Annotated in this window: 25 protein-coding genes; 4 read left to right on the top strand and 21 right to left on the bottom strand. The window is 46.9% G+C overall.

Features of this window, described 5'->3' with window-relative positions:
* Window positions 1-63 precede the first annotated feature (63 nt).
* Window positions 64-1,071, bottom strand: coding sequence for a lipid A-modifier LpxR family protein (locus Q1A08_RS11455; RefSeq protein WP_299772941.1), 1,008 nt, complete (start codon window positions 1,069-1,071; stop codon window positions 64-66).
* Window positions 1,072-1,394: 323 nt separating this feature from the next.
* On the opposite strand from Q1A08_RS11455, the gene Q1A08_RS11450 reads away from it, so the two are divergent.
* Window positions 1,395-1,904, top strand: coding sequence for a MerR family transcriptional regulator (locus Q1A08_RS11450; protein ID WP_299772939.1), 510 nt, complete (start codon window positions 1,395-1,397; stop codon window positions 1,902-1,904).
* Between the two features lie 31 nt (window positions 1,905-1,935).
* On the opposite strand, the gene Q1A08_RS11445 is transcribed toward Q1A08_RS11450, so the two are convergent.
* Genes Q1A08_RS11445 through Q1A08_RS11435 form a run of 3 tightly spaced genes read right to left on the bottom strand, consistent with a single transcriptional unit; the run spans window position 1,936 to window position 3,640 of the window.
* Window positions 1,936-2,415, bottom strand: coding sequence for a hypothetical protein (locus Q1A08_RS11445; RefSeq protein ID WP_299772937.1), 480 nt, complete (start codon window positions 2,413-2,415; stop codon window positions 1,936-1,938).
* Entirely contained in the window at window positions 2,412-2,849 is a 438-nt protein-coding gene (locus tag Q1A08_RS11440) for a hypothetical protein (protein ID WP_299772936.1), read from the bottom strand. Before Q1A08_RS11440 ends, Q1A08_RS11445 begins: the two co-directional genes overlap by 4 nt.
* Window positions 2,850-2,902: 53 nt before the next feature.
* Entirely contained in the window at window positions 2,903-3,640 is a 738-nt protein-coding gene (locus Q1A08_RS11435; protein ID WP_299772934.1) for a sulfite exporter TauE/SafE family protein, read from the bottom strand.
* A 228-nt stretch (window positions 3,641-3,868) separates the two neighbouring features.
* Between Q1A08_RS11435 and tauD the strand changes: the two genes are divergently transcribed.
* Window positions 3,869-4,693, top strand: coding sequence for a taurine dioxygenase (gene tauD, locus Q1A08_RS11430; RefSeq protein WP_299772932.1), 825 nt, complete (start codon window positions 3,869-3,871; stop codon window positions 4,691-4,693).
* Window positions 4,694-4,762: 69 nt separating this feature from the next.
* On the opposite strand, the gene Q1A08_RS11425 is transcribed toward tauD, so the two are convergent.
* Both Q1A08_RS11425 and Q1A08_RS11420 read right to left on the bottom strand, forming a co-directional pair.
* Complete coding sequence (locus Q1A08_RS11425) at window positions 4,763-5,479, bottom strand: GMP synthase (protein ID WP_299772930.1); 717 nt, start codon at window positions 5,477-5,479, stop codon at window positions 4,763-4,765.
* A gap of 30 nt (window positions 5,480-5,509) precedes the next feature.
* Window positions 5,510-6,907, bottom strand: a complete 1,398-nt coding sequence (locus Q1A08_RS11420) for an aldehyde dehydrogenase family protein (RefSeq protein WP_299772928.1) — start codon at window positions 6,905-6,907, stop codon at window positions 5,510-5,512.
* A 150-nt stretch (window positions 6,908-7,057) separates the two neighbouring features.
* Here Q1A08_RS11420 and Q1A08_RS11415 point away from each other — a divergent pair, with 150 nt between their 5' ends.
* Complete coding sequence (locus Q1A08_RS11415; protein WP_299772926.1) at window positions 7,058-8,779, top strand: amidohydrolase; 1,722 nt, start codon at window positions 7,058-7,060, stop codon at window positions 8,777-8,779.
* A gap of 52 nt (window positions 8,780-8,831) precedes the next feature.
* Here the strand turns inward: Q1A08_RS11415 and rnhB are convergent, their stop codons facing one another.
* The 15 genes from rnhB to rpsB all read right to left on the bottom strand — a co-directional run bounded on the left by rnhB (window position 8,832) and on the right by rpsB (window position 24,022).
* On the bottom strand, window positions 8,832-9,449 hold the full coding sequence (gene rnhB, locus Q1A08_RS11410; RefSeq protein ID WP_299772924.1) for a ribonuclease HII: 618 nt from the start codon (window positions 9,447-9,449) through the stop codon (window positions 8,832-8,834).
* Window positions 9,450-9,502: 53 nt separating this feature from the next.
* Window positions 9,503-10,657 (bottom strand): lipid-A-disaccharide synthase, encoded by a 1,155-nt coding sequence (gene lpxB / locus Q1A08_RS11405; protein ID WP_299772922.1) that lies wholly within the window; start codon window positions 10,655-10,657, stop codon window positions 9,503-9,505.
* 6 nt (window positions 10,658-10,663) lie between these two features.
* Window positions 10,664-11,449, bottom strand: coding sequence for an acyl-ACP--UDP-N-acetylglucosamine O-acyltransferase (lpxA, locus tag Q1A08_RS11400; protein ID WP_299772920.1), 786 nt, complete (start codon window positions 11,447-11,449; stop codon window positions 10,664-10,666).
* A 37-nt stretch (window positions 11,450-11,486) separates the two neighbouring features.
* Entirely contained in the window at window positions 11,487-11,927 is a 441-nt protein-coding gene (gene fabZ, locus Q1A08_RS11395) for a 3-hydroxyacyl-ACP dehydratase FabZ (protein ID WP_299772918.1), read from the bottom strand.
* 98 nt (window positions 11,928-12,025) lie between these two features.
* Entirely contained in the window at window positions 12,026-13,075 is a 1,050-nt protein-coding gene (gene lpxD, locus Q1A08_RS11390) for a UDP-3-O-(3-hydroxymyristoyl)glucosamine N-acyltransferase (RefSeq protein ID WP_299772916.1), read from the bottom strand.
* 211 nt (window positions 13,076-13,286) lie between these two features.
* Window positions 13,287-13,790, bottom strand: a complete 504-nt coding sequence (locus tag Q1A08_RS11385; RefSeq protein WP_299773171.1) for an OmpH family outer membrane protein — start codon at window positions 13,788-13,790, stop codon at window positions 13,287-13,289.
* Window positions 13,791-13,885: 95 nt separating this feature from the next.
* The gene (gene bamA / locus Q1A08_RS11380) at window positions 13,886-16,492 is read right to left on the bottom strand and encodes an outer membrane protein assembly factor BamA (RefSeq protein WP_299772914.1); all 2,607 of its coding nucleotides are present in this window, start codon (window positions 16,490-16,492) and stop codon (window positions 13,886-13,888) included.
* 125 nt (window positions 16,493-16,617) lie between these two features.
* The gene (gene rseP, locus Q1A08_RS11375; protein ID WP_299772912.1) at window positions 16,618-17,976 is read right to left on the bottom strand and encodes an RIP metalloprotease RseP; all 1,359 of its coding nucleotides are present in this window, start codon (window positions 17,974-17,976) and stop codon (window positions 16,618-16,620) included.
* Window positions 17,977-17,998: 22 nt separating this feature from the next.
* The gene (gene ispC, locus Q1A08_RS11370; protein WP_299772910.1) at window positions 17,999-19,180 is read right to left on the bottom strand and encodes a 1-deoxy-D-xylulose-5-phosphate reductoisomerase; all 1,182 of its coding nucleotides are present in this window, start codon (window positions 19,178-19,180) and stop codon (window positions 17,999-18,001) included.
* Window positions 19,180-20,007, bottom strand: coding sequence for a phosphatidate cytidylyltransferase (locus tag Q1A08_RS11365; protein ID WP_299772908.1), 828 nt, complete (start codon window positions 20,005-20,007; stop codon window positions 19,180-19,182). The genes ispC and Q1A08_RS11365 overlap by 1 nt, the downstream gene beginning before the upstream one ends.
* Before the next feature lie 62 nt (window positions 20,008-20,069).
* Window positions 20,070-20,819, bottom strand: coding sequence for a polyprenyl diphosphate synthase (uppS, locus tag Q1A08_RS11360; protein WP_299772906.1), 750 nt, complete (start codon window positions 20,817-20,819; stop codon window positions 20,070-20,072).
* Window positions 20,820-20,827: 8 nt separating this feature from the next.
* Window positions 20,828-21,385 carry a ribosome recycling factor gene (frr, locus tag Q1A08_RS11355; RefSeq protein ID WP_299773169.1) on the bottom strand — a complete coding sequence of 186 codons (558 nt, stop codon included), beginning with the start codon at window positions 21,383-21,385 and terminating at the stop codon, window positions 20,828-20,830.
* On the bottom strand, window positions 21,375-22,115 hold the full coding sequence (pyrH, locus tag Q1A08_RS11350) for a UMP kinase (protein WP_299772905.1): 741 nt from the start codon (window positions 22,113-22,115) through the stop codon (window positions 21,375-21,377). Before pyrH ends, frr begins: the two co-directional genes overlap by 11 nt.
* Before the next feature lie 176 nt (window positions 22,116-22,291).
* Entirely contained in the window at window positions 22,292-23,167 is an 876-nt protein-coding gene (tsf, locus tag Q1A08_RS11345; RefSeq protein ID WP_299772903.1) for a translation elongation factor Ts, read from the bottom strand.
* A gap of 117 nt (window positions 23,168-23,284) precedes the next feature.
* Window positions 23,285-24,022, bottom strand: coding sequence for a 30S ribosomal protein S2 (rpsB, locus tag Q1A08_RS11340; protein ID WP_299772901.1), 738 nt, complete (start codon window positions 24,020-24,022; stop codon window positions 23,285-23,287).
* A 741-nt stretch (window positions 24,023-24,763) separates the two neighbouring features.
* Between rpsB and map the strand changes: the two genes are divergently transcribed.
* Window positions 24,764-25,534: a type I methionyl aminopeptidase gene (gene map / locus Q1A08_RS11335; protein ID WP_299772899.1), complete on the top strand. Its 771-nt coding sequence runs from the start codon at window positions 24,764-24,766 to the stop codon at window positions 25,532-25,534.
* Window positions 25,535-25,537 lie beyond the last annotated feature (3 nt).

The following is a 25,537-nucleotide window of genomic DNA, read 5'->3' as shown; positions in this document are numbered from 1 at the left end:
CTACGATTCCGTAAAAGCCAAAAAATACGACTTAGCTGGCGGCATTTATTCATCAATGAAAAACTACCAGCTGTGGCTGTAAACCAAGCCACCCCAGACGACATTTCTATCAGCCACACCATTGCGCACCTCAGAAGTATGGGCCCGTAGCATAAAACTAACTTTATGGTGTTCACTCAAGCTATGGCTATAACCCAACCAGCCTTCGATTAGCGCATGATTAAGCTCGCTAGAGCTAAATTTGATCTCACTGTCTCGAAACTGTCCTTGTAAAAAGGCGTTATAGGCTCGTAGTTTTAACGCCGCACCCCAGAACCAAAAGCTCTCTGCCCCTTTCGCACTGCTAGTTGCTGCAGATTCACCATAGCTATTTAACTGAGCTTGATGTTGCCACCAAGGTGAAACCAAAGAACCATATCGGCCAGAAACAAATAGTGAGGCCTCAGTAATATAGCCAAGCGAAGCACTCTTACCCCAGCTTAGATCGTATTTCCCCAAACTTTCTCGTAACAGTGATTGTTGAGATAATTCATAGCGCGCCGTTATTTCTCCGCCATCAGACACTTGACGATCCCAGCCACGTAAGTCACGACTGCCTGTTAAACTGTGCACCCCATCCTGCAAATCGGCAAATATATCGAGCCCTAACACACCTACAGTTAATCGGCTGTCGATGGATTGGCGCCCATTGCTATCTAACCAACGCTCTGAAGATGATAAATAAAACAAACTAGCAAAGGGGCGATCATTAGGGTTTAAACCCTCGCCTTCACGCTGCTCTGGGGTAAAGCCATAAAGCCCGGCTTCGATACTGTAATGATTATCGGAGCTGTACCCTTCAGCAATAAAGCCAGCCGCGACATCATGAAGCCTTGAATAAATCGGAAGACGTGCCTCGCGATGGTTATTGCTGTAGCGCAAACTTAGACCCGCTGTGTAATCTTGGTCCCGGCTGCTAGGGACTAACAAATCATTGTCATGCTGAATGGTAAAAGAGGCCGATTGCAATAAGGGACTTGCTGACAACAAAATCGCAGTGCTGATTACCCTCAGCCATAAGGGCTGTTTCATATGGTTTACTCCTAAGCTCTATAAGAGCGCCGAAAGACAAAATAGATTTGTTTGGCGCAGAGCTAAAAGCGTGCCAACAGCACTTAATCAATAAAAACAGGCACTTAGAGTAAAAACGCTCCCAATAGGTATTCGTCAGTTTTAATTTTCTGAGGGCCCGCAACAAGAAGCTGAGATAAGGAAGGTAAAAAACTGAAAATTTATGCTCTCAGTAATTTGCGAATAAGCTTATAAGATAGGGCGAGTTAGAATATGTATCTTCGCCTTGACCCGTCTATAGGTGCAGAGCTGAGACTCAAGTTTCGGTCGATATAGGTGTAAATATGCTAAGCATTTCGCAACTGGCTAAACACGCCGGCATAGCCCGGTCCAGTATTATGTATTACGAGAGAATTGGTCTACTGCTGCCAAGCACAAGAAGCGACAATGGTTATCGCTGGTATGGGCCTACAGAAGTGGCTCGCTTGGATAGCATCATGGCTTACCGCTCTTATGGAATCGCCATCGAAGATATCGGCAAACTGCTCGACCGAAACTGCCAATCTCAAGCGACAATATTGAAAGATCACTTTCAAAAACTGGAGCTTGAAATTAAACAACTACGACAACAGCAATCAGCTATTGTTGAATTGCTGAATATCGAACATAAGATAGAGGAAGATACTGTGAATAAAGAACGTTGGGTAGCAATTATGGTAGCGTCCGGTTTCAGCGAAGATGACATGACCCGCTGGCATCAAAACTTTGAAAGAATGGAGCCGGAGGAGCACCAGAAATTTTTGGAGTCTTTGGGAATCAATGCCGCTGAAATTGAGCAGATCAGAAAACTATAAAGCCTCAATAAAAGCCATGCCAAACAGAAAACTAAGAGTTTTTCTGTTTGGCCAGCTCAACATCGCCTCGGCTGCGCAATTTAGGTTTGTCACGCAGGCTAGCAAATGGATCTTCTGCAGTCTTATAAGCTTCATCACCAGGTTTAGGAGCAGGCGGAACTTCGGGCTCGCCGTTTAAGTCAGCAACCTTTTCCTTCGCCTTTGCTTTCACTTTTTCAAACTGGCTAGGCTCTGGTTCTGGGGACTGCTCAGGCTCACTGGCTTTTGATAGCCAGCCCAAATGAAACAAGACAAACAACGACAGCGCTCCTATTCCCAACCCCCATTTAATGAAGAAGGAAATCGCCAAATGTTGGCGCTCGCCCGTCGCTTCTGCGTAGCTGATATATTCGCCGTGAAAAAAGCTCACCGCAAACCAAAAAAGCAAGAGGGCCAGTACACTCAGAATGCTGCCTTTGTAACGACGCCATACCGTTGCCACGATGGCAAGACGCACAAACTGTTTGATCACAACCACCACCCAAGGCCCAAGGAGGCAATCACAAATAATAAGCCTTTTTCTTTGATCTGGTTTTTGATTTGATCTTCCTCTTCACGAACGACAATTTCGAGTGTCTCTAGAGGCAGGTTTTCAGGTTGTTGACCCGCAATTAAAATACGGGTGCGCGCTTTCTCAATCGCCTTATTACGTATATTTGTACGCAGTTTACTTTTCACATTGCGAAATGGGCGGGTAATTTTATCACCCAGTTTTTTAACGAAGCCCGGCTGCTCAACCTCAGCCTCTAAAATCGCTTCTAATTCTGGGTCATCTTGATGACTCGGCAAATTCATCGCCGCATCAAAATACTGCTTATCTCGCTCAAAACTAACGTTCACCGCTTCGGCTTCTAATACCTCACCTTTGGGAGCCTCAGTTTTGCTTTTATCTCGTTTCTTAAACAAATCACATCTTCCTATTCACAAACAGGGGAAAACCATGGGCCATTTACTACAGACTAGGACAACAGCCATTGCCCCATATAATAAATCGCCATCGCTAACAGCATCCCCCCCATAATACGCTTAAACCATACATCGCTGATATGATTCAGCAGCCGCAGGCCAATGGCACTGCCAATAATAGTGCCTACACAGCAGATCACGATTGGCCATAAAAGGCCCGGTAACAAGGCCTCTTGTCGCCACAGCTCTTCAACCCTGACTAGGCTTCCGACCAGCAACAGCAGTTGCAAGCTGGCCACTTTTTCAAGCCTTTCGAGCCCCTGCGACTGCACATACACCACCAGCGGGGGGCCACCAGTATTGTAGGCTCCGGCAAATAGCCCAGAAACCAGCCCCATCGGAATACCCACAAGGGCATTATTTGGCTGAGTCTCGGCCTGTGATGGAAAAAACTGCTGTTTTAAGGCCCATATTATCAATAAGCCTAGAAACAGATTAAACCAATCACTACTAATTCTTTGTAAAAACAACACCCCAAATGGAGTCGCTATAATCACCGATAATAAGATGGGCCTTAATCGCAACCAGTTAATATGACGATGTAAATTCAGTAATAGTTTCCCATTGAGAACCACCGACACAAAGGCCGAGACCATACTGGCCATTTTTACGTCAACCAGTAGCCCTGCCAGTGCTAAAAACACTATCCCAAAGCCAAAGCCTACCGTACTTTGAATCACACCCGCCAATAGGGCTACCGTCGCTAGCCAAGCAATGGCCTCAATTGCCATGTAATTTCCTTAATTTTTGCCCATTTAGACCAAAATATCGACACTTTTGCACTTTTTATACAAGCTGCAGCTTGCCTATAGTAACAGGCCCGCTGCGGAAGCCTAAGGCGCCATTGCGGGAATGCCAAGCCAAATAAAAAAACAAATGGCGAAGTTAGCACAGCTAGATCCTCCCTACTGTGCTTATAGAGCATCACTGTATTAGCAATTAGATATAGAGGGGAAAAGATGATCCAGGCCAAGCCATTAGCCGCTGCACTAGGTGCTGAGATTTCCGGTATCAATTTACGCCAGGCACTCAATGCTGAAACCATCAGCAGCTTAAAACAGCTCTTAGCACAATATCAGGTGATCTTTTTTCGCGATCAAGACATCGACTCAGCCCAGCACAAGGCGCTTGCCGAAGCCTTTGGTCCATTACAAAGCCACCCTGCTTACGGAACCGTAGAAGGTTACCCTGAAATCACTATTCTGGAGAGCACCCCAAACAAGCCGACTAAGATCGAAGAATGGCATACGGATATGACCTTTATGCCTAAACCTCCTTTAGGCTCTATTTTGCGATCCCGAATTAGCCCCGAGGTCGGCGGTGACACCTCTTGGGCGAGCTTAGGGGCTGCTTACGATGGTTTGTCGGATAAGATGCAAAGCTTCCTTTCAAGCCTACGTGCCGTTCATGATTTTGCGCATGGCTTTCGCCACAGCTTAGCTGAGCCTGGTGGGCGCGAGCGCTTAGCTAGAGCCCTAGAAGAAAACCCACCGGTGGAACACCCTGTGATTCGTACTCATCCTGAAACCGGGCGTAAAATGATTTTTGTAAACAGTCTATTTACGACTCACATTGTGGGTATGAATGAGTGTGAAAGCGAAGCTTTGTTAGGCTTTTTATTTAAACACTGCATTAAAGATGAGTTCACTTGCCGATTTCGTTGGGAAGAAAACTCTATCGCCTTTTGGGATAATCGCAGTACTTTACATAAACCGATTAATGATTATTTTCCTGCGCATCGGCGTATGGAGAGGATTACCATTGATGGTGGGAAGCCTTTTTAGATTCACACTCAAAAACGAGTTGAAAAGGATCAGAGCTCCATCAGCCTGAACCTTTTCAACCTCATGAATTTAAGATCTAAAAAACTTAATCATCCAATTTGTCACTTTGTTAAAGCTCACTTGATCATCTAAGCTCGCCAGCGCTTTTTCCACATTGTCATCACCAAATACTTCACGGCGCAGTTTCAGCAAAGACTCAGAATAATCCTTGGTAAATTCTGGGTGAGCTTGGAAGCTCAATATGTGACCTTCAACTTTAATCATAGCATTTGGGCAAAAGTCACTACTGGCCAGTACTTCAGCGCCTGGAATATTTTCGACCACTTGATCCTGGTGAGATACCAGCATAGAGAAATCATCCCCAACTTGACCATAATCGGCCGCGGCTTCGCTTAGTTGATAGTGATGCACACCCAAGCCCCAACCTTGCTCAGCTTTTACGGTTTTACCACCTAAAGCTTGTGCCAATAATTGATGCCCGAAACAAACACCCAGCATTTTCTTTTTAGCCGCATGGGCCTGACGAAGAAACTCTTCGGTTTCAGCGATCCATTGTAGCGGCTCATAGACAGAAGTTTTACTGCCGGTAATCAAGTAAGCATCCACCTCATCAACATCGGCGGGTAATTCACCTCGTTGAACCTCATAGGTTTTAAATTCCAAATTGCCATCACACTCTGACAATAAGCGTGCGAACATCTCTGGATACTCACCAAACTCGTCGACTAACTGAGGACGTACATCGTCGGTTTTTAAAATACCAATGGTTAAAGTTGTGTTTGCCATATTGCTACCAATCAATTCATCTTAAAAGACTTAGCCCAAGCGCAGATGAAAAGATTTCGCTTGGGTAAGTTGGGCATAGCCTAGTGTACTTAAGCTTATGCCACGACCTGTTTGTTTTACGCCTGTCCAGGCGAGTGCTGGGTCTAAATAATCACAGCGATTTAAAAACACCGTTCCAGTTTCAATCTGCTTGCCAATGAGTTTGGCGGCGGCTACGTCTTTGGTCCAAATCGAGGCCGTTAATCCATAGTCGCTATCGTTCATTAATTCGATGGCCTGCTGATCAGAATCAACAGGCATAATACCCACGACAGGCCCAAAGCTTTCCTCGCTCATCACCGACATATTGTGATTAACATTGGTCAGCACTTGTGGCGCTAAATAAACGCCTTCGCCATCGTCCAGAGGGTAATCGCTAGTGCTTATCCACGCTTTCGCGCCCTGAGCCACCGCCTCTTCAATCTGTTTTCTTACCCAGTTGGCGGCCGAGGCTTTTACCACTGGCCCAAGCGTTGCTTCACTGAGCGTTGGAACCCCTAAGTTTAAGGATTTAACCTCCGCAACAAAATGCTCACAAAAGACCTCAAATTGCGAATTCGCGACATAAATTCGTTCAATTCCACAACAAGACTGACCAGAATTAAAAAAGGCGCCACCCGCTAAGGCCACGGCCGCTTCTTTTAATTGTTCGGGATTCAAATCGTCCCGCACATAGGCTGGATCTTTTCCGCCCAGCTCAAGCCCTAAGCCAATAAACTGGCCAGCGGCCGACTTCTCAAATTCAGCACCAGCAGCGACAGAACCCGTAAAGCAAGCAAAATCAACCTTAGCCTCACTCAGCAGCTTATTGGTTTGCTCATGCCGCAGGTGCACACACTGCAACAAACCACTTGGCAAACCTGCCTGGGCGCAAGCACGCTGAAAATGCTCGCCTGTTAAAGGGGTTTGGGCTGATGGTTTAAGTATTACCGCATTGCCAGCTGCTAACGCTGGAATAACCGAGTTCACCGTCGTTAGTAAAGGATAGTTCCAAGGGGCTACAGTAAGCACTAACCCAACTGGGGTAAGCTCAATATAATGTTCTGTATCAGGCGTGCTAGGTGGTTGAATATCAGCCAAAGATTGCTCGGCAATTGATAGCATATAACGGCCGCGCTCTAGCAGGCCATTTATTTCACCATCCGCGTATCGACATGGACGACCCATTTGCCAGCTTATCTGCTCAGCGATGAGGTCTCGGTGTTCATCAAAGTACCCTAACACCCCTTCTAGGAGCTTTAATCGCTCGGCGAGGGGCATCAATTGCCATACCTGCTGAGCCTCTCTAGCAAGCTCTAGACTCGTATTTAGCTCTTCTTCACTGCAGTAGCTGCGTTGTACATACTGCTTCCCATCTACCGGGGAGTAACAGCGCAATTGATCTGGCATAACTCATCCTTTCGTAAAAACGCCCTCTCAGGCAGAAATACTGGGCCAACCATAAGGCTGATGAATGTCCTGCTATACGTCTTTTTACTTAGCCAATAATTTTGACTTCAGTTATAGTAACAACAAAATAGCAATAAAAAATGACAGGCTATGGCAACTTCAACTTTAAAATCTCCACGTTTTATTTTCGTATCATTATTAGCTATCGCTCTTACCGCCTGGTGGCTATGGCAACCTACTGATGAAGGCTTACGTATCATTAGCGCAAAAAGCATTATCACGATGGACAGCAAGCAACCTCGTGCTGAAGCCGTTGCGGTAGAGAATGGCAAAATTATCGCGCTTGGCTCTTTAGCTAACTTACAAGAGCGCTGGCCCAATGCTGAGCAATTAAAACTCGAAGATAAAGTTCTTACCCCTGGCTTTATTGAAAATCACCTACACCCCGCCATGGCAGCTCTACTTCTGCCTTTTCATTGGATAACACCTTTTGAATGGGAGCTGCCTGGAAAACAAGTACCAGCCACCCAAGGAAAAGAGCAATACCGCGAACGTTTAAAGGCAGCTGCCGATGAGCAAGCCGAAGGTGAGTGGTTTATCACTTGGGGCTTTCATCATTATTTTCATGGCGATATGTCCAGAGAGGTTTTGGATGAGCTGATTCCAGATCGCCCGGCTTTGGTTTGGCACCGTTCATTCCATGAGATCTGGGTGAATTCCAAAGCGATGGAGCTGGTAACCATTAGCGAAGAAGAGCTAAAAGATCAGCATCATGTCAACATTGACGAGGGCCACTTTTATGAATCTGGCTTGCTGCTCGGCTTAGAAAAGTTTCGAGAATATATTATTCAAACTGGCCGCTTTATGAGTGGCTTAGAGCAAGTAGTGGATGTGGTTCATGCCGGCGGCATCACTACTATTGCCGATATGGCCAATGGCATGTTTGATCTTGATATGGAATGGCAGGCCTTTAAGTGGGTTCTCGACGACAAAGACGTAGGCTTTCGCACGCGCTTAATCCCGATGGCCGATCGAGTTGGCGAAAACCCAGGCTCAGCTGAAGCAATTCTTGAAAACGATGCCTTACTTGAAAAGGGCAATGAGAAACTTAAATTTGTAAAACAAATTAAGCTCCTAGCCGACGGTGCCTTTTATTCTCAACTTATGCAAATGCGTGACCCAGGCTATCTTGATGGTCACCACGGCGAGTGGATTACCAAGCCTGAAAAACTTGAAGAGTTGGCGACCGCCTATTGGCAAGCAGGCTATCAATTACATATTCACAGCAACGGCGATCTAGGCACTGAAGTTGTCTTAGATATGATTGAGCGCATTAACTATAAGCATCCAAAGAAAGATCACCGAACTACCTTACATCACTTAGGTTATATCGGCCCAGATCAGGCTGAGCGGATTGCGGAGCTTGGCGTCATCGTATCGGCCAACCCCTACTATTTGCACACTTTGGGTGAAACCTATTCAGAGATGGGCTTGGGTCCAGATAGAGCCCATTATATTTTCCGCGCACGAGATCTTCTAAATGAAGGCGTGAAGGTGTCTTTGCATTCTGATTTCAGTATGGCCCCTGCTCAACCTCTCAGGCTCGCCTGGGTGGCTGTAAACCGCCAAGGTGCTGGCGGACTACAAATGGCTAACGAACAAGCTATGACCGTTCACGAAGCTTTAAAAGCCATCACTATCGATGCCGCCTACGCTATCCAAATGGAATCAGAAATTGGCAGCATTGAAGTAGGAAAGGCCGCTGATTTCACAGTACTTGAGCAAGACCCCTATGAGATAGCGCCAGAAACACTAAAGGACATCCCTATTTGGGGAACCATCTTTGAAGGTAAAACCTACGCGCTGCAATAAGCCCTTATGGGCGCAGCAGACAATTAAGGGCGCAGCGGCTTTAACTGCGCCCTTAAAACAATTCAATTTGTTCTAGTTTGGCTTTGATTGGCCCATAAGACCGACGGTGAATTGGGCAAACCCCGAGTCGCTCTACAGCTTCCATATGCACCTTGGTTGGGTAGCCTTTGTGGCCAGCAAAGCCATAGCCCGGATACACCGCATCAAAGTCCGCCATCTCTCTATCTCGAGTGACCTTAGCTAATATCGATGCAGCTCCAATGCAAGTCACTCGGCCGTCACCTTTCACTACAGCCTCGGCTTGGTAGCTCCACTTAGGTATTTTGTTACCATCAACCAATACATGTTCTGGCTGTATATCTAAAGCCTCTACCGCACGCTTCATAGCCAATAAGCTAGCCTGCAAAATATTAAGCTCATCAATTTCTGCCACGCTGGCTCTAGCAATCGCCCACGACAATGCCTTTTCCTGAATTTCATCAAATAAAGCATTTCGTTTTTTTTCGCTCAACTTCTTCGAATCGTTCAATCCTTCGATTGGATTATCAGGGTCTAGAATCACAGCCGCGGTAACCACATCCCCCGCAAGAGGGCCACGCCCTACTTCATCAACCCCCGCCACAAGATGCCCTTGATACTGACTGATAAAAGGACCTAGTTCTTGGCTCATGATGCTATTCTCGGCGGTAGATGAAAATTAGTGGGTAAAATAATTTAAAAGGATTATCGTGAAGACAGCAGTTGCTGATCTATGGCCTTAGCAGCAAGTTCACCAGCTTGTTGTCGCAGCAGCTTATGAATATCGGTAAACCGTCGAACTAGTTGCTCACGATGGGCTTGATCTTGCAACTGTTGCCTCAAGGCTTGCACTAGGTTCTCAGCGGTACAGTCTTCCTGAAGAATTTCTGGCACTAACTCTTCACCTGCCAATAAGTTAGGCAACGAAATATACTTGGTTTTAATCAAACGACGAGTTAACCAAGCACTGAACCAATCTTTTTTATACGCAACAACCATCGGCTTCTTAAGCAGCAATGCCTCTAAACTAGTCGTACCAGAAGCCATTAGCACACCATCAGCGGCCGCCATTAATTGTTTGGAATTGCCCAGGTGAAGATCGATCGAGAAGTCCTGTCCAATCTCTCCAGTATTTTTTAGCTCAGCGATTATTTCTTTTAGTTGCTCTAAGCGGTCTTGATTCGCTGCGGGCAGTAAAAAGTGCGTATTATGAGTCTCAGCGTAGATAGCCGCTGCTTTTAGAAAAACTGGGGCCAAGTGTTTTACCTCAGCGCCGCGACTTCCGGGCATTATTGCCACGACATGCTCATCTAAATCCAAGCCCAGCTCTTGGCGCGCTGTTTTTACATCGGTTTCCAAATCAAAATCATCAGCCAGAGGATGGCCTACAAATTGGACAGGGATATCGTGTTGTTTATATATCTCGGTTTCAAAGGGCAGAATAGTTAGCATCAAATCGACTGAGCGCTTAATACCGTGAATCCGCCCTTGCCGCCAGGCCCATACCGAAGGGCTGACGTAGTGCACTGTCGGTATCCCAGCTTCTTTGAGTGTCTTTTCGATGGGCAAATTAAAATCTGGCGAATCAATACCGATAAAAACATCCGGTGGATTACTCAGGAAATGCTGGCGAAGAAACTTTCGAATACGCAGCAGTTCAGGCAGTCGCTTTAAGGGCTCAATAAAGCCCATAACCGCTAAACGATCTTGAGGGAAAAATGATTCAAAGCCTAGTGCCAGCATTCGCTCACCACCGATTCCAGAAAAGCTGGCATCGGGGAATCTCTGACGCAATGCCTGCATTAGATCTGCACCCAGAATATCTCCGGACATCTCACCGACGACAATTGCGATATGCATGATGTATTAGCGGATAATGCCGCGGGTAGACTTTTGTAAAGATTCGATTAAGGCTTCAACTTTACTGCTGTTTTGTTTGAGGGCATTGAGCTCCTCAAGTGCTTCATCAACAGTAAGCCCTCGACGGTAAACCAATTTATAAGCTTTGTTTACAGCGGCAATATCCTCTTTGCTAAAGCCTCGTCGACGTAAGCCTTCGGCATTGATGCTGCGCGCACTGGCAGGCGCACCAGAAACCATCACATAGGCCGGAACATCTTTTCCAATAGCCGACCCCATGCCTGTGAAACTATGAGCACCAATGCGACAAAATTGATGGACTAGGGTATAACCTCCCAAGATCGCCCAATCGTCAACATGAACATGGCCTGCTAGGCTAGCATTGTTGATCAAAACGCAGTTGTTACCGACAACGGAGTCATGGCCTATATGGGCATACGCCATAATCAGGTTATCGTTGCCAATCAGCGTCTCGCCGCGATCCTGAATGGTGCCACGATGAATCGTCACCCCTTCGCGAATAGTATTATTATCGCCAATGGTCAGGGTTGTTGGCTCGCCTTGATACTTTAGATCAGGGGTGTCTTCACCAATACTGGAAAACTGAAAGATTCGATTATTGCGACCTATCTTACTTGGACCCTTAATAATCACATGTGAATGCACTACAGTACCTGCAGCTATGCTCACACCTGGGCCAATGATTGACCAAGGGCCAATCTCAACATCATCAGCGATGTCCGCAGTAGGGTCGATTATGGCCCGGGGGTCAATAAGGCTTGCTTCAGTCAACAATTTCTCTCTCTTTGTATCTGTGACGCTGCGGTATTTATTTTACCGGTCGATCAGCGCACATTATAGAGGCAGATGCCGCTAAAACGCCATCAACACTAGCCTTACAATCGAATTTCCAGATGCCGCGTTTCTCTGAAACAATTTTGGCTTCTAGCTGTAAGCGATCGCCTGGAACAACTTGGCGCTTAAAGCGAACCTTGTCGGCACCGGCAAATAAGTAGATAGAGCCATCTGCTGGGGTTTTATCGAGAGTCTTAAAACCCAATATCCCTGCTGCCTGAGCCATCGCTTCAACAATCATCACACCTGGAAAAATAGGCATTTGGGGAAAGTGCCCATTAAAAACTTCTTCGTTAATGGTGATGTTTTTATAGGCCACAATATAATCCCCTTCCACTAGCTCGGTCACTCGATCGACCAGTAAAAAAGGGTAGCGATGGGGTAGATACTTGCGTATCTCTTGAATTTCCATCATGTATTCACTTCCTAAGGTACTCAGCTTAAAAGCAATGACAGCAATCGCTGTCAGTTTTGCAAGCCCATGCTATTGCCAGATTATGACAATTCGAGCTTTTACTTATCCTTGTTCAATGTCCTAACGGTTCCAGCCAATTTATCAAGCTGGGAAAACCGCACCGCACTGCGGCGCCATTTCTCTGTAGGCATCATTGGCGTCCCTGAAGAGTATGAGCCAGCTTCGGTAATAGACTTTGTCACCATCGTCATGCCGGTAATATGTACTTTATCCGCCAACTCGATATGCCCAACCAAGCCAACTCCGCCCGCTAAGGTGCAATGCTTGCCGATAACGGCGCTGCCGGAAATACCAACACAAGCAGCAATAGCGCTATGCTCTCCAATTCGAACATTATGCGCAATTTGCACCTGATTATCGATCTTTACACCATCACTAATGACGGTATTGTCCAAAGCCCCACGATCGATCGTCGTAGATGCACCGATTTCTACATCATCGCCAATTAGCACACTGCCTAACTGATGGACTTTTAACCAACCCTCACCGGTTGGAGCAAATCCAAATCCCTCTGATCCAATTACTGTGTTGTTATGGATCTCTACCCGATCGCCCATACAAACGGCGGCCTCGATACTGACATTGGAATGTAGGCGACAATCTTGGCCTATATGCACATCCTCGCCAATAAACACTCCCGCCTCCAAACAGCTATTAGCTCCAATTTGAGCACCAGCTTGCACGACACAATTTGGCCCAACCCAAGCACTGTTATCTACCTCAGCGCTCGCATCCACTACGGCACTAGAGTGGACACCCTGGCTCTGAGCCGGTGAGCGCTTGAATAGAGAGGTTAATACTGCAAAGGCGATATAGGGCTGTGCACAGACAATTTTAGGACCACTGAAATGCTCAACTTCATTGGGGTGCAATATAACGGCAGCGGCATCACTGCTGGCAAGATATTTACGATAGTTTGGGTTGGCTAAAAAGCTGATTTCATCCGCTTGGGCAGTCTGCAATGTAGCCATTGCTCTAATCTGCAAGCTTTGATCAGCCCCCTGCAGCTCCACGTACAAATTTTCCGGTAACACGCTCAGCAGGTGGTTAAGTAGCTCTTGCAAGGTGAAAGTTTGATTGTTCGCCACTGGGCTTTCCCTACTCTACTTAAATTTAATATTGAACCATAACAAATTAGGCTTGGCTTTACGATATTCTAGCATTCGACTGCTCAGTTTTAGCGGGAGCTAACGCCTTAACTATAAGCCCCAGAAGTCCGAGCCAAACAGCCATAAAAAAAGCCGCATGCAGCTTTTGCTGATGCAGCTTTTTTGGCCCTCATTTAAAAGGGCTTGGAGATTACTTAGCCTTGTTTAGGCGATCGGTAATCTGAGAGGTAATATCATAACCGGTATCAGCATGAAGTACAGACTGCGGGTTCAATACCAAACCATAACCGCCAGTTTTGATGATCTCTTTGGCAATATCGTTAGCCTGCTTACCATACTTACTGAATAGCTTTTGGTAGATCTCGTTTTGCTCTTGCTGCAACTTCTTAGCAAGCAACTGCTGATCTGCACGCTTGTATTCAATTTCCTTAGCCTGCTTTGCTTTACGCTCATCTGACCAGGTCAAACCTTTGGTTTGCATTTCTTCGTATAGCGCTTTCATTTCAGAGTTTAAAGTTTCAGCTTGTGAAGTCAGAGCCAAATACTCGGGCTTAGCACTTAACGCTTTAAGCTCTTTCTGAGCAGCTTCGCTGCGTAGGATTGCCGTCTGCAAATCCATTACACCAATTTTGCCTTGGGCCAGGGTCACGTTTGAGAACAATACGGCTGCGACAAAAGCCAAAGCGATCTTCATGTTTTTCACTATCTATCTCCAATATTTAACCGTTACGGTTAATCTATGCAGCACGGCTGCTGTTGTTATTGACTGGCAAATGCACAGCCGTGTGATTAAAACTGAGTACCCAATGAGAACTGGAAGAACTCGGTTTCATCAAATTCATTTTCGCGAATCGGCTTAGCGATACTAAAGGTTAAAGGACCAAAACCCGAAATCCAAGTAACACCGATACCGACTGAAGCACTTAGTTTGCTTATATCAACATCAAAGCAGTTTTGCTGACTTGAACCACATTCAGTATCAAATACGTTACCCGCATCAATAAAGAAGGCCGACTGCAATGAACGCTGATCCTTAATAAACGGCAGCGGGAACAAGACCTCTGCACTTCCCTCGATCAAAATATTACCACCAAAGGGGTTATTGCGATCAGAGTTGTTGTTTAATTGGGTAGTAATCAGCTCACCATCTGCATTAATAACGTATGCAAGATTGGAAACCTCATTGGTATTTCGAATACCATCGCCGTTTGTATCGTTCCAAGTTGCATATTGAGTTTGATACACCTCTGCAGGTGTACTCTGCGGACCAAGGGTATTACGTTTAAAGCCTCGAACCGAGCCAAAGCCACCAGCATAGTAATGTTGGAAGAATGGCAACTCAGTGGTGTCTCCGTAAGAATCCGCATAACCTAAACGAGTACGCAGGCGTAAAGTTAAGCTATTGGTAATCGGGCGATAATACTGCGCGGTATAGTTCAGCTTATAGTACTCAAGGTCACCACCTGGTAAGGATACTTCAAGAGACAATCTCTGAGAAACACCACGGGTAGCCAAACGACCTCGGTTTAAGGTGGACTTAGCCCAGTTTACCGAAGTGGTTACCAAATTAAATTCGTCACCATTTTCATCGATAAAACCGCTCGGTGATTGAGCATCCAATAGATCTGTAGCATCACTCAAGCTATTGGCATAGTCATACTCAACTAGAGGTGAGGTACTCAAAATCTCGGCAATCTTATCCGCATCAGCTTGTGTCAAATACTGATCCACTGCGTTGTTTACTCGACGCGGACTGCCAATAATTTCCTGTACAGCAAATGGCCCGGTCTCAATCGATAAGTTTTGATAACCAATATTAAAGCCAATTCTCTCGATCTCAGAAATTGGATAACCAAAGTTTACGCTGGCACCAAAGCTGTCAGTTGAGTAACTGGATACATTGATTCGAGAATAATCACGTGACTGATAAAAGACGTTAAAGCCACGGCTTACACCGTCTGGAGTGAAATATGGATCGGTATAGTTGAAGCTATACGCAGTCTGGTAACTACTGCGGCTAACATTAAAGCCAACACGCTTACCAGTACCTAACCAGTTATCCTGCTGGACATTGGCTCCTAAAACTAGGCCAGAACCCTGGGCATAACCAACACTCGCACCCACGCTACCAGAAGGCTGCTCTTCAACCGTGTACTCAACATCCACTAAGTCTGCCGAGCCAGGAACCTCTTTGGTATCCACTTTAACTTCTTTAAAGAAGCCTAAACGCTCAAGGCGAACCTTAGATTGCTCTATTCGAAGAGATGATGCAGAAGCACCTTCCATCTGGCGCATTTCACGACGTAGAACATTATCTGCCGTGGTGGTATTACCACGAAATTCGATTCGGTTAACGTAGGCACGTTTGCCTGGGTCGATAAAGAAGGTAATTTTTACTTTACCAGTGTCTTCGTCAATATCAGGCATGCCTTTAACTTCGGCGAATGTATAGCCTTCGTTACCTAAACGCTTGGTCATGTACTCTTCGGTAGTGGTCATTAATACCTGAGAGAACTTTTGACCTTGGCGCATCAATAATAGGCCGCGCATCTCTTCTTCAGGTAAAATTGGGTCACCCGCCAGCTCAACTTCACTGACTTCATAAACATCACCTTCATTGATGTTTACCGTAATGAATACGGCTTCTTTGTTGGGGCTCAAACTCACCTGAGTAGAGTCGATCTCAAACTTAAGATAACCGCGATCAAGATAGAAACTTTCTAGGCGCTCAATATCCCCACCCAGCTTCTCTTTGGCATAACGGTCGTCGCTGGTGATCCAAGAAAACCAGCCGGTGGTTTTCAACTCAAACAGATCCCTTAGCTCTTCATCATCAAATGCCGTGTTGCCTACGATATTGATATGCTTAATAGAGGCTACATCGCCTTCGTCCACATCAATTTGCAACTTAACTTGGTTACGAGGTAAATCGACAACCGTTGCCTCTACGTCGGCGCTGTATCGTCCTTGGGCAACATATTGGCGGCGCAACTCTTGGGTCAAACCTTCCAAAGTAGCTCGCTTGAAGATCTGGCCTTCCGCTAGGCCGTTATCATTTAAGCCCTTCATCAAATCTTCAGTTTTAATGGCTTTGTTACCCTCGATGGCAATCTCACTAATCGCAGGGCGCTCTACCACGCTTACCACGAGTACATTGCCATCACGACCAATTTGAATATCCGCAAAGTAGCCAGTTTTAAACAAGGCTCGGGTCGCATTTTGAATAGCCAAGCTGTCTAATTCTTCACCAATTTGAATAGGCAAGGAAGCAAATACAGTACCCGCTGAAACGCGCTGCAGCCCCTCTAGGCGAATGTCATTCACCCGAAATGCTTGGGCATATGCCAATGCTGGCAGTAAGGTGAAGATAAGAATAAGGTCTCTGATACGCTTCATATTATGCTTAATCATTAATTAGTGTTGAGCTTAGCTCTTTATATTTACACCAAAGCCAGTGCCCTAGCCTTAGTTCATGTACCCACTTGATTGGTCTTTAAACAATCGGTCTTTAACAAGCAATGTTAAAACAAACGCATAACGTCGTTGTACAACGCTACACACATGATGCAAAGCACCATAACCATGCCGATCTGGTAACCCCATAACTGCACTCGCTCTGGTAAAGGACTCCCTTTTACCAGCTCGATCACGTAATAGAGCAGATGGCCGCCATCCAGAACCGGAATCGGCAACAGGTTCATAACCCCGAGAAATACACTTAGCAATGCCAGCAAGGTGATAAATTGCTGCCAGCCCGCCTTGGCCGAATCGCCCGCCACTTTAGCAATGGTAAGAGGTCCGCTCAAGTTTTTCGTGGATATTTGCCCAACAATCAGCTTCTTCAAAGAGACAAGTACAAATTTGGATTGTTCCCAAGTTTTATCCACAGCCACGACAAAAGACTGCACAAAGCCATATTGGCGCTTGATAATCATGTCTTTGGGCCATGGAGTTTGACTGGCCCTAACCCCTACACGGCCAATTACGCTGCCGTCATCTAGAGTTATCGCCGCTGGTGTAATGCTTGTATCGATCAACTCACCGTCGCGTTCATAGCTCAGCCTAAAACGTTGATTGGCCCTGGCTTTTACATATTCAACCCACCAATCCCAATCTTCAACGGTCTTTCCGTCGGCCGCTACCAGCTTATCTCCCACCTTTAAGCCAGCTTTTGCCGCTGGGCTATCAGCTTGTATGTAACTTAGATCCATCGCTATCGGCGGGTAGAAAAGCGTTATCCCCAAACCAGCGATAGGGCTGGGCTCCGCATCACCGCGCAGCCACTCATTGAGTTCACCCACCGAGTCATAGCTTAGATCTGAATCTGGGTATTGGACACGGAACAGTATTTCACCGCTTTCCCCTAAGCGATTCAGCAGCTGCTGTACAAATTCTTGGCGGGTAGCGGTTGGCTGACTGTCTACAGCGATAATTCGCTGGCCTGGCTCAAGACCAGCCTCTGCAGCGACGGAACCAGGTTCGACCTTTCCAACCACGGCTGTTAGCTCGCTGTAACCCGGCAGAGTAAGAAACCAATACAATAAGATAGCCAAGATGAAGTTAGCGACTGGGCCGGCAACAACCACGGCAATTCGGCTTAAGACAGGCTTTTGAGTAAACGCTAGGTGCTTTTCATGCTCAGCAACTTCACCTTCACGCTCATCAAGCATTTTTACATAGCCACCGAGCGGCAATGCGGCCAAAGCAAACTCAGTGCCCTCTTTGTTGCGCCAGCTATACAAAACCTTGCCGAAACCAACTGAGAAGCGCAGAACCTTCACACCACAACGGCGAGCCACATAGTAGTGTCCGAACTCATGAACCGTTACCAGCACCCCGAGGGCCAAGATAAACCAAAATACGGTTGCAATAAAACTCAAGTGATTTTCCCCTCTAAGCGACCTAGCACGCCAAAGTTCGAATTAATTGCTGCGCACTTTGACGCGCCTGCGCATCGACAGCTAATACAGCATCTATACTGTGTACTTCGATTACCGAGTGTTGCTCCAAAACTTCACGGTTGATTCTTGCGATGTCAATAAAGCCTATTCGTTCGGACAAGAAAGCCTCGACAGCCTCTTCATTAGCAGCATTAAGACAAGCGGCTGCACTACCTCCAGCTTTACTGGCTTCAATAGCCAAGCCCAAGCAAGGGAAACGCTGCAGATCCGGGGCAGAAAAACTTAGCTCTCCCAGACAGGTAAAATCCAAGCTCTCTACGCCCGACTCAATGCGCTCTGGCCATGCCATGGCATGAGCGATAGGGGTGCGCATATCCGGCTGCCCTAGCTGAGCTAGCACCGAGCCATCGTTGTATTGCACCATAGAGTGCACCACACTTTGTGGATGCAATATCACATCAATATGCTCTGGATCCGCGGCAAATAACCAGCGGGCTTCGATGTATTCCAGCCCTTTGTTCATCATCGTTGCTGAATCGACAGAAATCTTTTGCCCCATCGACCAATTCGGATGAGCGCAGGCTTGCGCCACTGTAACCGACGATAAATCTTGAATAGGTGTTTCTCGAAAGGGACCGCCAGAGCCAGTTAATAAAATCTTACGAACCCCGGCTTCCGCTAGGCTACTCATATTTTCAGGCAAGCATTGGAAGATAGCATTGTGCTCACTATCGATGGGAAGCAGCAAAGCCTCGTGCTGTCGCACGGCGTCCATAAATAAACTGCCTGCCATTACCAAGCTTTCTTTGTTCGCCAATAAAACTTTATTGCCAGCCTTAACCGCAGCCAATGTAGGTAAAAGCCCAGCAGCCCCCACAATAGCGGCCATAACTGTGTCAGCTTCAGCGGAGACTTCGGCTAATGCGGCCCTACCGGCCAACACCTTGGTATTGAGTTTACGCTCTTCAACGGCGTCACGTAGCTGCCCTGCAGCCGACTCATCAGAGAGCACGGCAAGCTCAGGCTGATACTTGATCACCTGCTCTAAGAGAGCTTGCCAATTACGGTTTGCACAAAGTGCATAGATATGAAATTTTTCGGGATGACGTGCTGCAACATCTAAAGTGCTTTTACCAATGGAGCCCGTAGACCCCAATATCGTTAAACGTTCTGGTTTCGACATTATAGCGACCAGCCGCTCAAGCTCATTGCCAATGCGAACACTGGAGCTGCTGCCGTCAAGCTATCAACACGATCCAGCACCCCACCATGCCCCGGTAAAAGGCGTGAGCTATCTTTAATACCACGCTGGCGCTTTACCATACTTTCAAGCAGATCACCCAACACCGACGCTAATCCGGCTGGAATAATAATGGCCAAGGTCAGCAGCAAAGAAACATCAGCCATTAGCGCAACGGTTACAGCCAACAAAACACAGCTAAACATACCACCCCAAAAGCCCTCCCAAGACTTACCAGGGCTAACAGCTGGGGCCAACTTGTGTTTACCCAGTGCCTTCCCCGAAAAGTAAGCGCCGATATCCGCACAAGCCACAATTAAAACAACAATCAGGATCAACCATGCACCCGAGGTTTGAGCGCGCAAATAGGAAAATGCCAGCCATGTCGGCACTAAAACGGCCATCCCCATAATGGCTTTAAACCAACGGCTTCCCCATAGCGCCGCACTACCGGGGTAAGACTGAACCCATAGTAGCGCTATCGCCCACCATAGGCATCCTGCCATTAAAATAGCTTTGGATATATCGGCGTTATGGCCGTCAAAATTATGGGTAACAAAGGCTGACAGAGCTAAAATGGAAGCGATTAGGGCAACATAAGCAGTACGTTGCCAGATTTTGGAAAGACCCGAAAGATTGGCCCACTCCCAAGCCGCAATTAAAACGACTGTGGCTATAAAAGCCGAGAAGAGAGGCAAAGGCAGTTTAAACAAAGCCGCCAGAAACACTACAGCGAGAATAATAGCTGTGATGATACGTTGTTTTAGCACTCGGCCCCCAAATTCATTTAATCGATCTGTTATCGATCAGTTTTTATTATCAATGCCTGCAATCAGGCTTGTTCCGCCAGCACTTGTTCAGATGTTTTTCCAAAGCGACGCTGGCGTTGATAAAAGTCATTTACCGCAGCGTCTACTTGCTCAGGCCCAAAATCAGGCCACAAGCAATCACTGAAATACAATTCTGAATAAGAGCACTGCCAAAGTAGAAAGTTACTAATACGAATCTCTCCACCAGTGCGAATCAACAAATCCAACTCGGGCAAATCGGCCAAGCAAGTGTGCTGATGCAAGCTTTCTTCATCAATTTGATCAGCGCTAATCTCGCCCGCCTGCAGCTTTTCTGCCAGTTTTTTACTAGCTTGCGCGATATCCCAGCGACCACCGTAATCAGCAGCGATCACTAAGGTAGCCTCACCCTGATGGGCAATCGCCTCCGCTTCTGCAATCGCATCTTGCAGCTTAGGGCTAAAACGATCGCGACGCCCGATTACTCTCAGCGCCACCCCCTCCTCGCTAAGCTTACGTGCTTCGCGGCGCAGGTAGGAGTAAAACAAACTCATTAGCGCCTCTACCTCACGCGGAGGACGGCGCCAATTTTCACTACTAAAGGCAAACAAGGTCAGCACTTCTACCTTGTGCTCTCGGCAGGCTTTCAACACCGCACGAATCTTTTCGACTCCAGCCTTATGACCAGAGCCGCCGCCCATGCCACGCTGTTTAGCCCAGCGATTGTTCCCATCCATGATGATGCCAATATGGCGCGGAGACGCCGGCGGCAAATTTTGCTCACTCAAGTGCAATCGCCCTTTTAGATTTCCATCAAATCGGCTTCTTTCACTGATAGCGCCTTGTCCACCTCGGCTACAAACTTATCAGTGATCTTTTGAATATCATCCTGAGCGCGACGATCGTCATCTTCAGTGATTTCTTTTTCTTTCAACAGATCTTTAACATCCGCATTAGAATCGCGACGAATATTACGAATCGAAATACGAGCATTCTCCGCTTCAGCGCGAGCTTGCTTGATATAACCTTTACGAGTTTCTTCGGTCAAAGGTGGCATTGGAACACGAATCAACTCACCGGTAGTCACTGGGTTCAAACCCAAGTCAGACTTCATAATGGCCTTTTCGATTTCTGGAACCATCGGCTTTTCCCAAGGGCTTACAGAAAGCGTACGAGCATCCAAAACAGATACATTAGCCACTTGATTCAATGGTGTATCTGAGCCGTAGTAGTTAACAGATACAGAATCTAGAATACTTGGGTGGGCACGACCAGTACGGATCTTACCGAAATTACTGGCCAGTGCTTCTAAGCTTTTTTGCATGCGGCTTTCAGCATCCGCTTTAATATCATTGATCATCATCTAAAGTCTCTTGAATTAAAGTACCTTCATTGCCACCGCGAACAATGCTAACTAAGGCGCCAGCTTGATCCATACGGAAAACACGTACAGGCATATCATGTTCGCGACACAGACAAATTGCCGTTAGATCCATTACCCCAAGCTTCTTCTCTAAAGCCTCATCGTAGGTCAAGGCATCGTATTTGGTTGCCGTAGGATCTTTCATTGGGTCGGCCGTGTAAACACCGTCTACCTTGGTGGCTTTAAGCACCAATTCAGCCTCAACTTCGATTCCGCGCAAACACGCAGCAGAATCGGTTGTAAAGAATGGATTACCGGTACCCGCAGAGAATATTACCACTTCACCGGAATCTAGAAAGCGAATGGCTTTACGGCGATCATAGTGATCTACCACGCCACTCATTGGAATTGCAGACATAACTCGTGAGGAAATATCAGAGCGCTCTAGGGCGTCTCGCATCGCTAGGGCATTCATGACCGTTGCCAACATACCCATATGGTCGCCGGTTACACGATCAAGGCCAGCAGCACTTAGCGCTGCACCGCGGAATAGGTTGCCACCACCAATTACCAGACCAACTTGAACACCAATACCAACTAACTGACCAATTTCTAAGGCCATTTTATCCAGCACTTTGGGGTCTATACCAAAGCCCTCTTCTCCCATCAGCTCTTCGCCGCTGAGTTTAAGCAATATACGTTTGTATTTTTTGTCTTTGGTGGGCATGGAAGACTTCCTACATTGGCCGTGATTTGGGAGCTTGCACCCAGAATCGACACCTTATTGGCGCACAAGATTCTAAGCGGCTGAATTCTAACAAAAAAGGGGTGGAAGATGCGACTCCCACCCCTTTCTAATCGATGATTTTCATCAACGATGGCTGAAAATCAGCCTTTTAAGACTTATTCGCCTTTAGAAGCAGCTACCTGAGCGGCAACTTCTGCAGCAAAATCAGCTTCTTCAACTTCGATACCTTCACCTACCTCGAAGCGAGCAAAGCCAACAACCTCACCACCAGCTTCTTTAACTAGCTGAGCAACGGTTTGGTCTGGGTTCTTAACGAATGGCTGCTCAACCAAGCTAGCTTCTTTCAAGAACTTCTTAATACGACCAGTCATCATCTTCTCAACGATCTCGTCTGGCTTACCGGCCATATCTGGCTGAGCCTTGATGATGTCTTTTTCTTTCTGAAGTGCTTCTTCTGGCATATCTTCTGGACGGTTAACCTGTGGGTTAACAGCTGCTACGTGCATAGACACTTCTTTTGCAACTTCCATAGCACCAGCAGAAATAGTGGTGATTGCAGCGATACGGTTGTTAGAGTGGATGTAAGAACCCACAACGCCACCGTTAGCTTCAATAACAGCCACACGACGAACACCGATGTTTTCACCGATCTTCTGAACCAAAGCTTCACGAGCTGAATCCAACTCACCTTCCATTAGCTTGGCAACGTCTTCAGTCTTTTCAGCAAAAGCCTTATCAAGAACCTTAGCCGCAAAGCCAACGAAGTTTTCGTCGCGAGCGGCGAAATCAGTTTCAGAGTTAACTTCAACCAATACACCGTAAGAACCGTCTTCAGCAACTTTCGCCGCTACAACACCGTCAGCTGCAGTACGATCAGCCTTCTTAGCCGCTTTAAGACCAGAAGCTTTACGTAGGTTTTCAATCGCCTTGTCGATGTCACCATCAACTTCTTTAAGTGCTTTTTTGCACTCCATCATGCCGAGGCCAGTGCGCTCGCGCAGTTCTTTTACCAAAGATGCAGAAACCGCCATGATTTTTTCCTCATCAATATATTTGAAACATAAATACGAAAGGGGGCGAGCGCCCCCTTTTAGGCTAAGACCAGTAAAAACTAGTCTGCAGCCTTTGTGTTACAGCTGTGCGAGGGCTTAGCTAGCTTCGCCGTCAACCTCTACAAACTCGTCCTTGTTAGGAACGCTCTGGCCATTAGCTGCACCTTCTAGAACAGCGTCAGCTGCTGCAGTGGCGTATAACTTAATAGCGCGGATAGCATCATCGTTACCAGGGATAACGTGATCAACACCAGCAGGATCAGAGTTAGTATCAACAACACCAAATACTGGGATACCTAGCTTGTTAGCTTCTTGGATAGCGATGCGCTCGTGCTCAACGTCGATTACGAAGATCGCGTCAGGTAGACCACCCATATCCTTGATACCACCGATAGAGCGCTCTAGCTTCTCCATCAAACGAGTGCGCATCAGAGCTTCTTTCTTGGTTAACTTCTCAAAAGTGCCGTCTTGGCTCTGAGCTTCAAGATCACGGTAGCGCTTGATAGAAGCACGGATAGTTTTGTAGTTAGTTAGCATACCACCCAACCAGCGGTGGCTAACGTAAGGCTGGCCAGAACGCACAGCTTGTTCTTTGATCACTTTAGCGGCAGCGCGCTTAGTACCAACGAACAATACTTTTTTCTTCTGAGAACCAAGCTTAGTTAAAGCAGCTAGGGCTTCATTGAACGCAGGAACAGTGTGCTCCAGGTTAATGATATGAATTTTGTTACGTGCACCAAAGATGTATTGACCCATCTTTGGGTTCCAGTAGCGAGTCTGGTGACCGAAGTGAACACCAGCTTGCAGCATATCGCGCATGCTTACGGTAGGCATATGTCTATTTCCTTAGGGTTAGGCCTCCATATACCCCAGCCGCTCAACCCTTTCCTGCCAAAGGAAATTGGGCACCCAAACGGATGTGTCGGTATATGTGTGACGTTAAAATCATTAAATTTACCCTGCACTCTAGGTACAGGGGCGCGCTTTATACCATAGACAAGGGGGCGTTGCTAGTTTTTTCGACAACCAACCAAAAAACATGGAGATCTGACCGCCTGCCTTGGTTGTGAAGGAGCTTCCTGGGATCGCAAAAAGCGGCATGGACTCGCACCATCCAGGTGCTCGGCCTTTGGCCAAGCCCTAAACTCTTCCGGGAGTTTAGTCATGCCAGCTCGCGTTCGTTTCCATAACTCACCCGTCCCAGCAAGCCACTCCCCAACCAAGATATTCTGCAGAAAACTAGTACGAACCTAAGGGCGGGACCACCGAACGACCACTGAGCTACCTTAGTAGTTTGAGGGGTAGGTATTACTCTTGTAAGGGCATCTTCGACTTGGAGGAGAAGGTGAGCTTGGACGGACCCAGCTTTTTGCGTCCCGTCAAGAGTGATACCTACCCCTCAAACGGCCAGACCAAGACTTACACTTTATATCTAACAACTTGGAGAAGCACACCATGACGGTTTACAATAGCCGGTCTTTTGCTTGGCCGGCCAAATTGACCAAAACCCTGAACTTTGCAGGTAATTGCCGCCAAAAACGAACAGAATACATAAATGTAGGAAAATACTAGCCGATGTCTGTATCCATCAAGACCCCTGAAGAAATCGCCAAAATGCGCGTAGCCGGCCGCATGGCCGCCGAATGTCTAGAAATGATCGAAGACTATGTAAAGCCAGGGGTAAGCACGGCAGAATTAGATCGAATCATTCATAAACATATTGTCGAAGTGCAAGACGGTATTCCAGCCTGCTTGAACTACCGCGGTTTCCCCAAATCCATCTGCACCTCAGTGAACCACGTAATTTGTCACGGCATCCCCTCAGAAAAGAAAATTCTGAAAGATGGCGACATCATCAATATCGACGTGACCGTGATTAAAGATGGCTACTTCGGCGACACCAGCAAAATGTACTTTGTTGGCAAACGCAGCTCGCACATGGAGCGCCTAGTTCAAGTAACTCAAGAATGTCTATATAAGGGCATCGAACTTGTTAAGCCAGGCACTCGCCTAGGTGATATCGGCCACATTATCCAACAGCATGCCCAAGCCAATTACTACAGCGTAGTACGCGAATATTGCGGCCATGGAATCGGCAGCGAATTCCATGAAGACCCACAGGTACTACACTACGGCAAACCAGACACTGGCTTAGAGTTAAAAGAAGGCATGACCTTCACCATCGAGCCAATGATCAACGCCGGCAAAGCACACACCAAGCTAAAAAAAGATGGCTGGACAGTAGAAACCCGCGACGGCCGCCCTTCAGCACAGTGGGAACATACCTTAGCGGTAACCGCTACTGGTGTTGAAGTATTAACCGCCCGAACTGAAGAGAGCTTCTAAAGC

The sequence above is a fragment of the uncultured Pseudoteredinibacter sp. genome, from assembly GCF_947500695.1.
Lineage (GTDB): Bacteria > Pseudomonadota > Gammaproteobacteria > Pseudomonadales > Cellvibrionaceae > Pseudoteredinibacter.
Note: the sequence above shows the minus strand (reverse complement) of the source record. Positions and strands in the feature narration are given on the sequence as shown.

What these genes read in the sequence shown, in the direction of transcription:
- Q1A08_RS11455 (WP_299772941.1), bottom strand. Translation starts at nt 1,071, where the DNA reads ATGAAACAGCCCTTATGGCTGAGGGTAATCAGCACTGCGATTTTGTTG.
- Q1A08_RS11450 (WP_299772939.1), top strand. Translation starts at nt 1,395, where the DNA reads ATGCTAAGCATTTCGCAACTGGCTAAACACGCCGGCATAGCCCGGTCC.
- Q1A08_RS11435 (WP_299772934.1), bottom strand. Translation starts at nt 3,640, where the DNA reads ATGGCAATTGAGGCCATTGCTTGGCTAGCGACGGTAGCCCTATTGGCG.
- tauD (WP_299772932.1), top strand. Translation starts at nt 3,869, where the DNA reads ATGATCCAGGCCAAGCCATTAGCCGCTGCACTAGGTGCTGAGATTTCC.
- Q1A08_RS11425 (WP_299772930.1), bottom strand. Translation starts at nt 5,479, where the DNA reads ATGGCAAACACAACTTTAACCATTGGTATTTTAAAAACCGACGATGTA.
- Q1A08_RS11420 (WP_299772928.1), bottom strand. Translation starts at nt 6,907, where the DNA reads ATGCCAGATCAATTGCGCTGTTACTCCCCGGTAGATGGGAAGCAGTAT.
- Q1A08_RS11415 (WP_299772926.1), top strand. Translation starts at nt 7,058, where the DNA reads ATGGCAACTTCAACTTTAAAATCTCCACGTTTTATTTTCGTATCATTA.
- rnhB (WP_299772924.1), bottom strand. Translation starts at nt 9,449, where the DNA reads ATGAGCCAAGAACTAGGTCCTTTTATCAGTCAGTATCAAGGGCATCTT.
- lpxB (WP_299772922.1), bottom strand. Translation starts at nt 10,657, where the DNA reads ATGCATATCGCAATTGTCGTCGGTGAGATGTCCGGAGATATTCTGGGT.
- fabZ (WP_299772918.1), bottom strand. Translation starts at nt 11,927, where the DNA reads ATGATGGAAATTCAAGAGATACGCAAGTATCTACCCCATCGCTACCCT.
- Q1A08_RS11385 (WP_299773171.1), bottom strand. Translation starts at nt 13,790, where the DNA reads ATGAAGATCGCTTTGGCTTTTGTCGCAGCCGTATTGTTCTCAAACGTG.
- bamA (WP_299772914.1), bottom strand. Translation starts at nt 16,492, where the DNA reads ATGAAGCGTATCAGAGACCTTATTCTTATCTTCACCTTACTGCCAGCA.
- ispC (WP_299772910.1), bottom strand. Translation starts at nt 19,180, where the DNA reads ATGTCGAAACCAGAACGTTTAACGATATTGGGGTCTACGGGCTCCATT.
- frr (WP_299773169.1), bottom strand. Translation starts at nt 21,385, where the DNA reads ATGATCAATGATATTAAAGCGGATGCTGAAAGCCGCATGCAAAAAAGC.
- pyrH (WP_299772905.1), bottom strand. Translation starts at nt 22,115, where the DNA reads ATGCCCACCAAAGACAAAAAATACAAACGTATATTGCTTAAACTCAGC.
- tsf (WP_299772903.1), bottom strand. Translation starts at nt 23,167, where the DNA reads ATGGCGGTTTCTGCATCTTTGGTAAAAGAACTGCGCGAGCGCACTGGC.
- rpsB (WP_299772901.1), bottom strand. Translation starts at nt 24,022, where the DNA reads ATGCCTACCGTAAGCATGCGCGATATGCTGCAAGCTGGTGTTCACTTC.
- map (WP_299772899.1), top strand. Translation starts at nt 24,764, where the DNA reads ATGTCTGTATCCATCAAGACCCCTGAAGAAATCGCCAAAATGCGCGTA.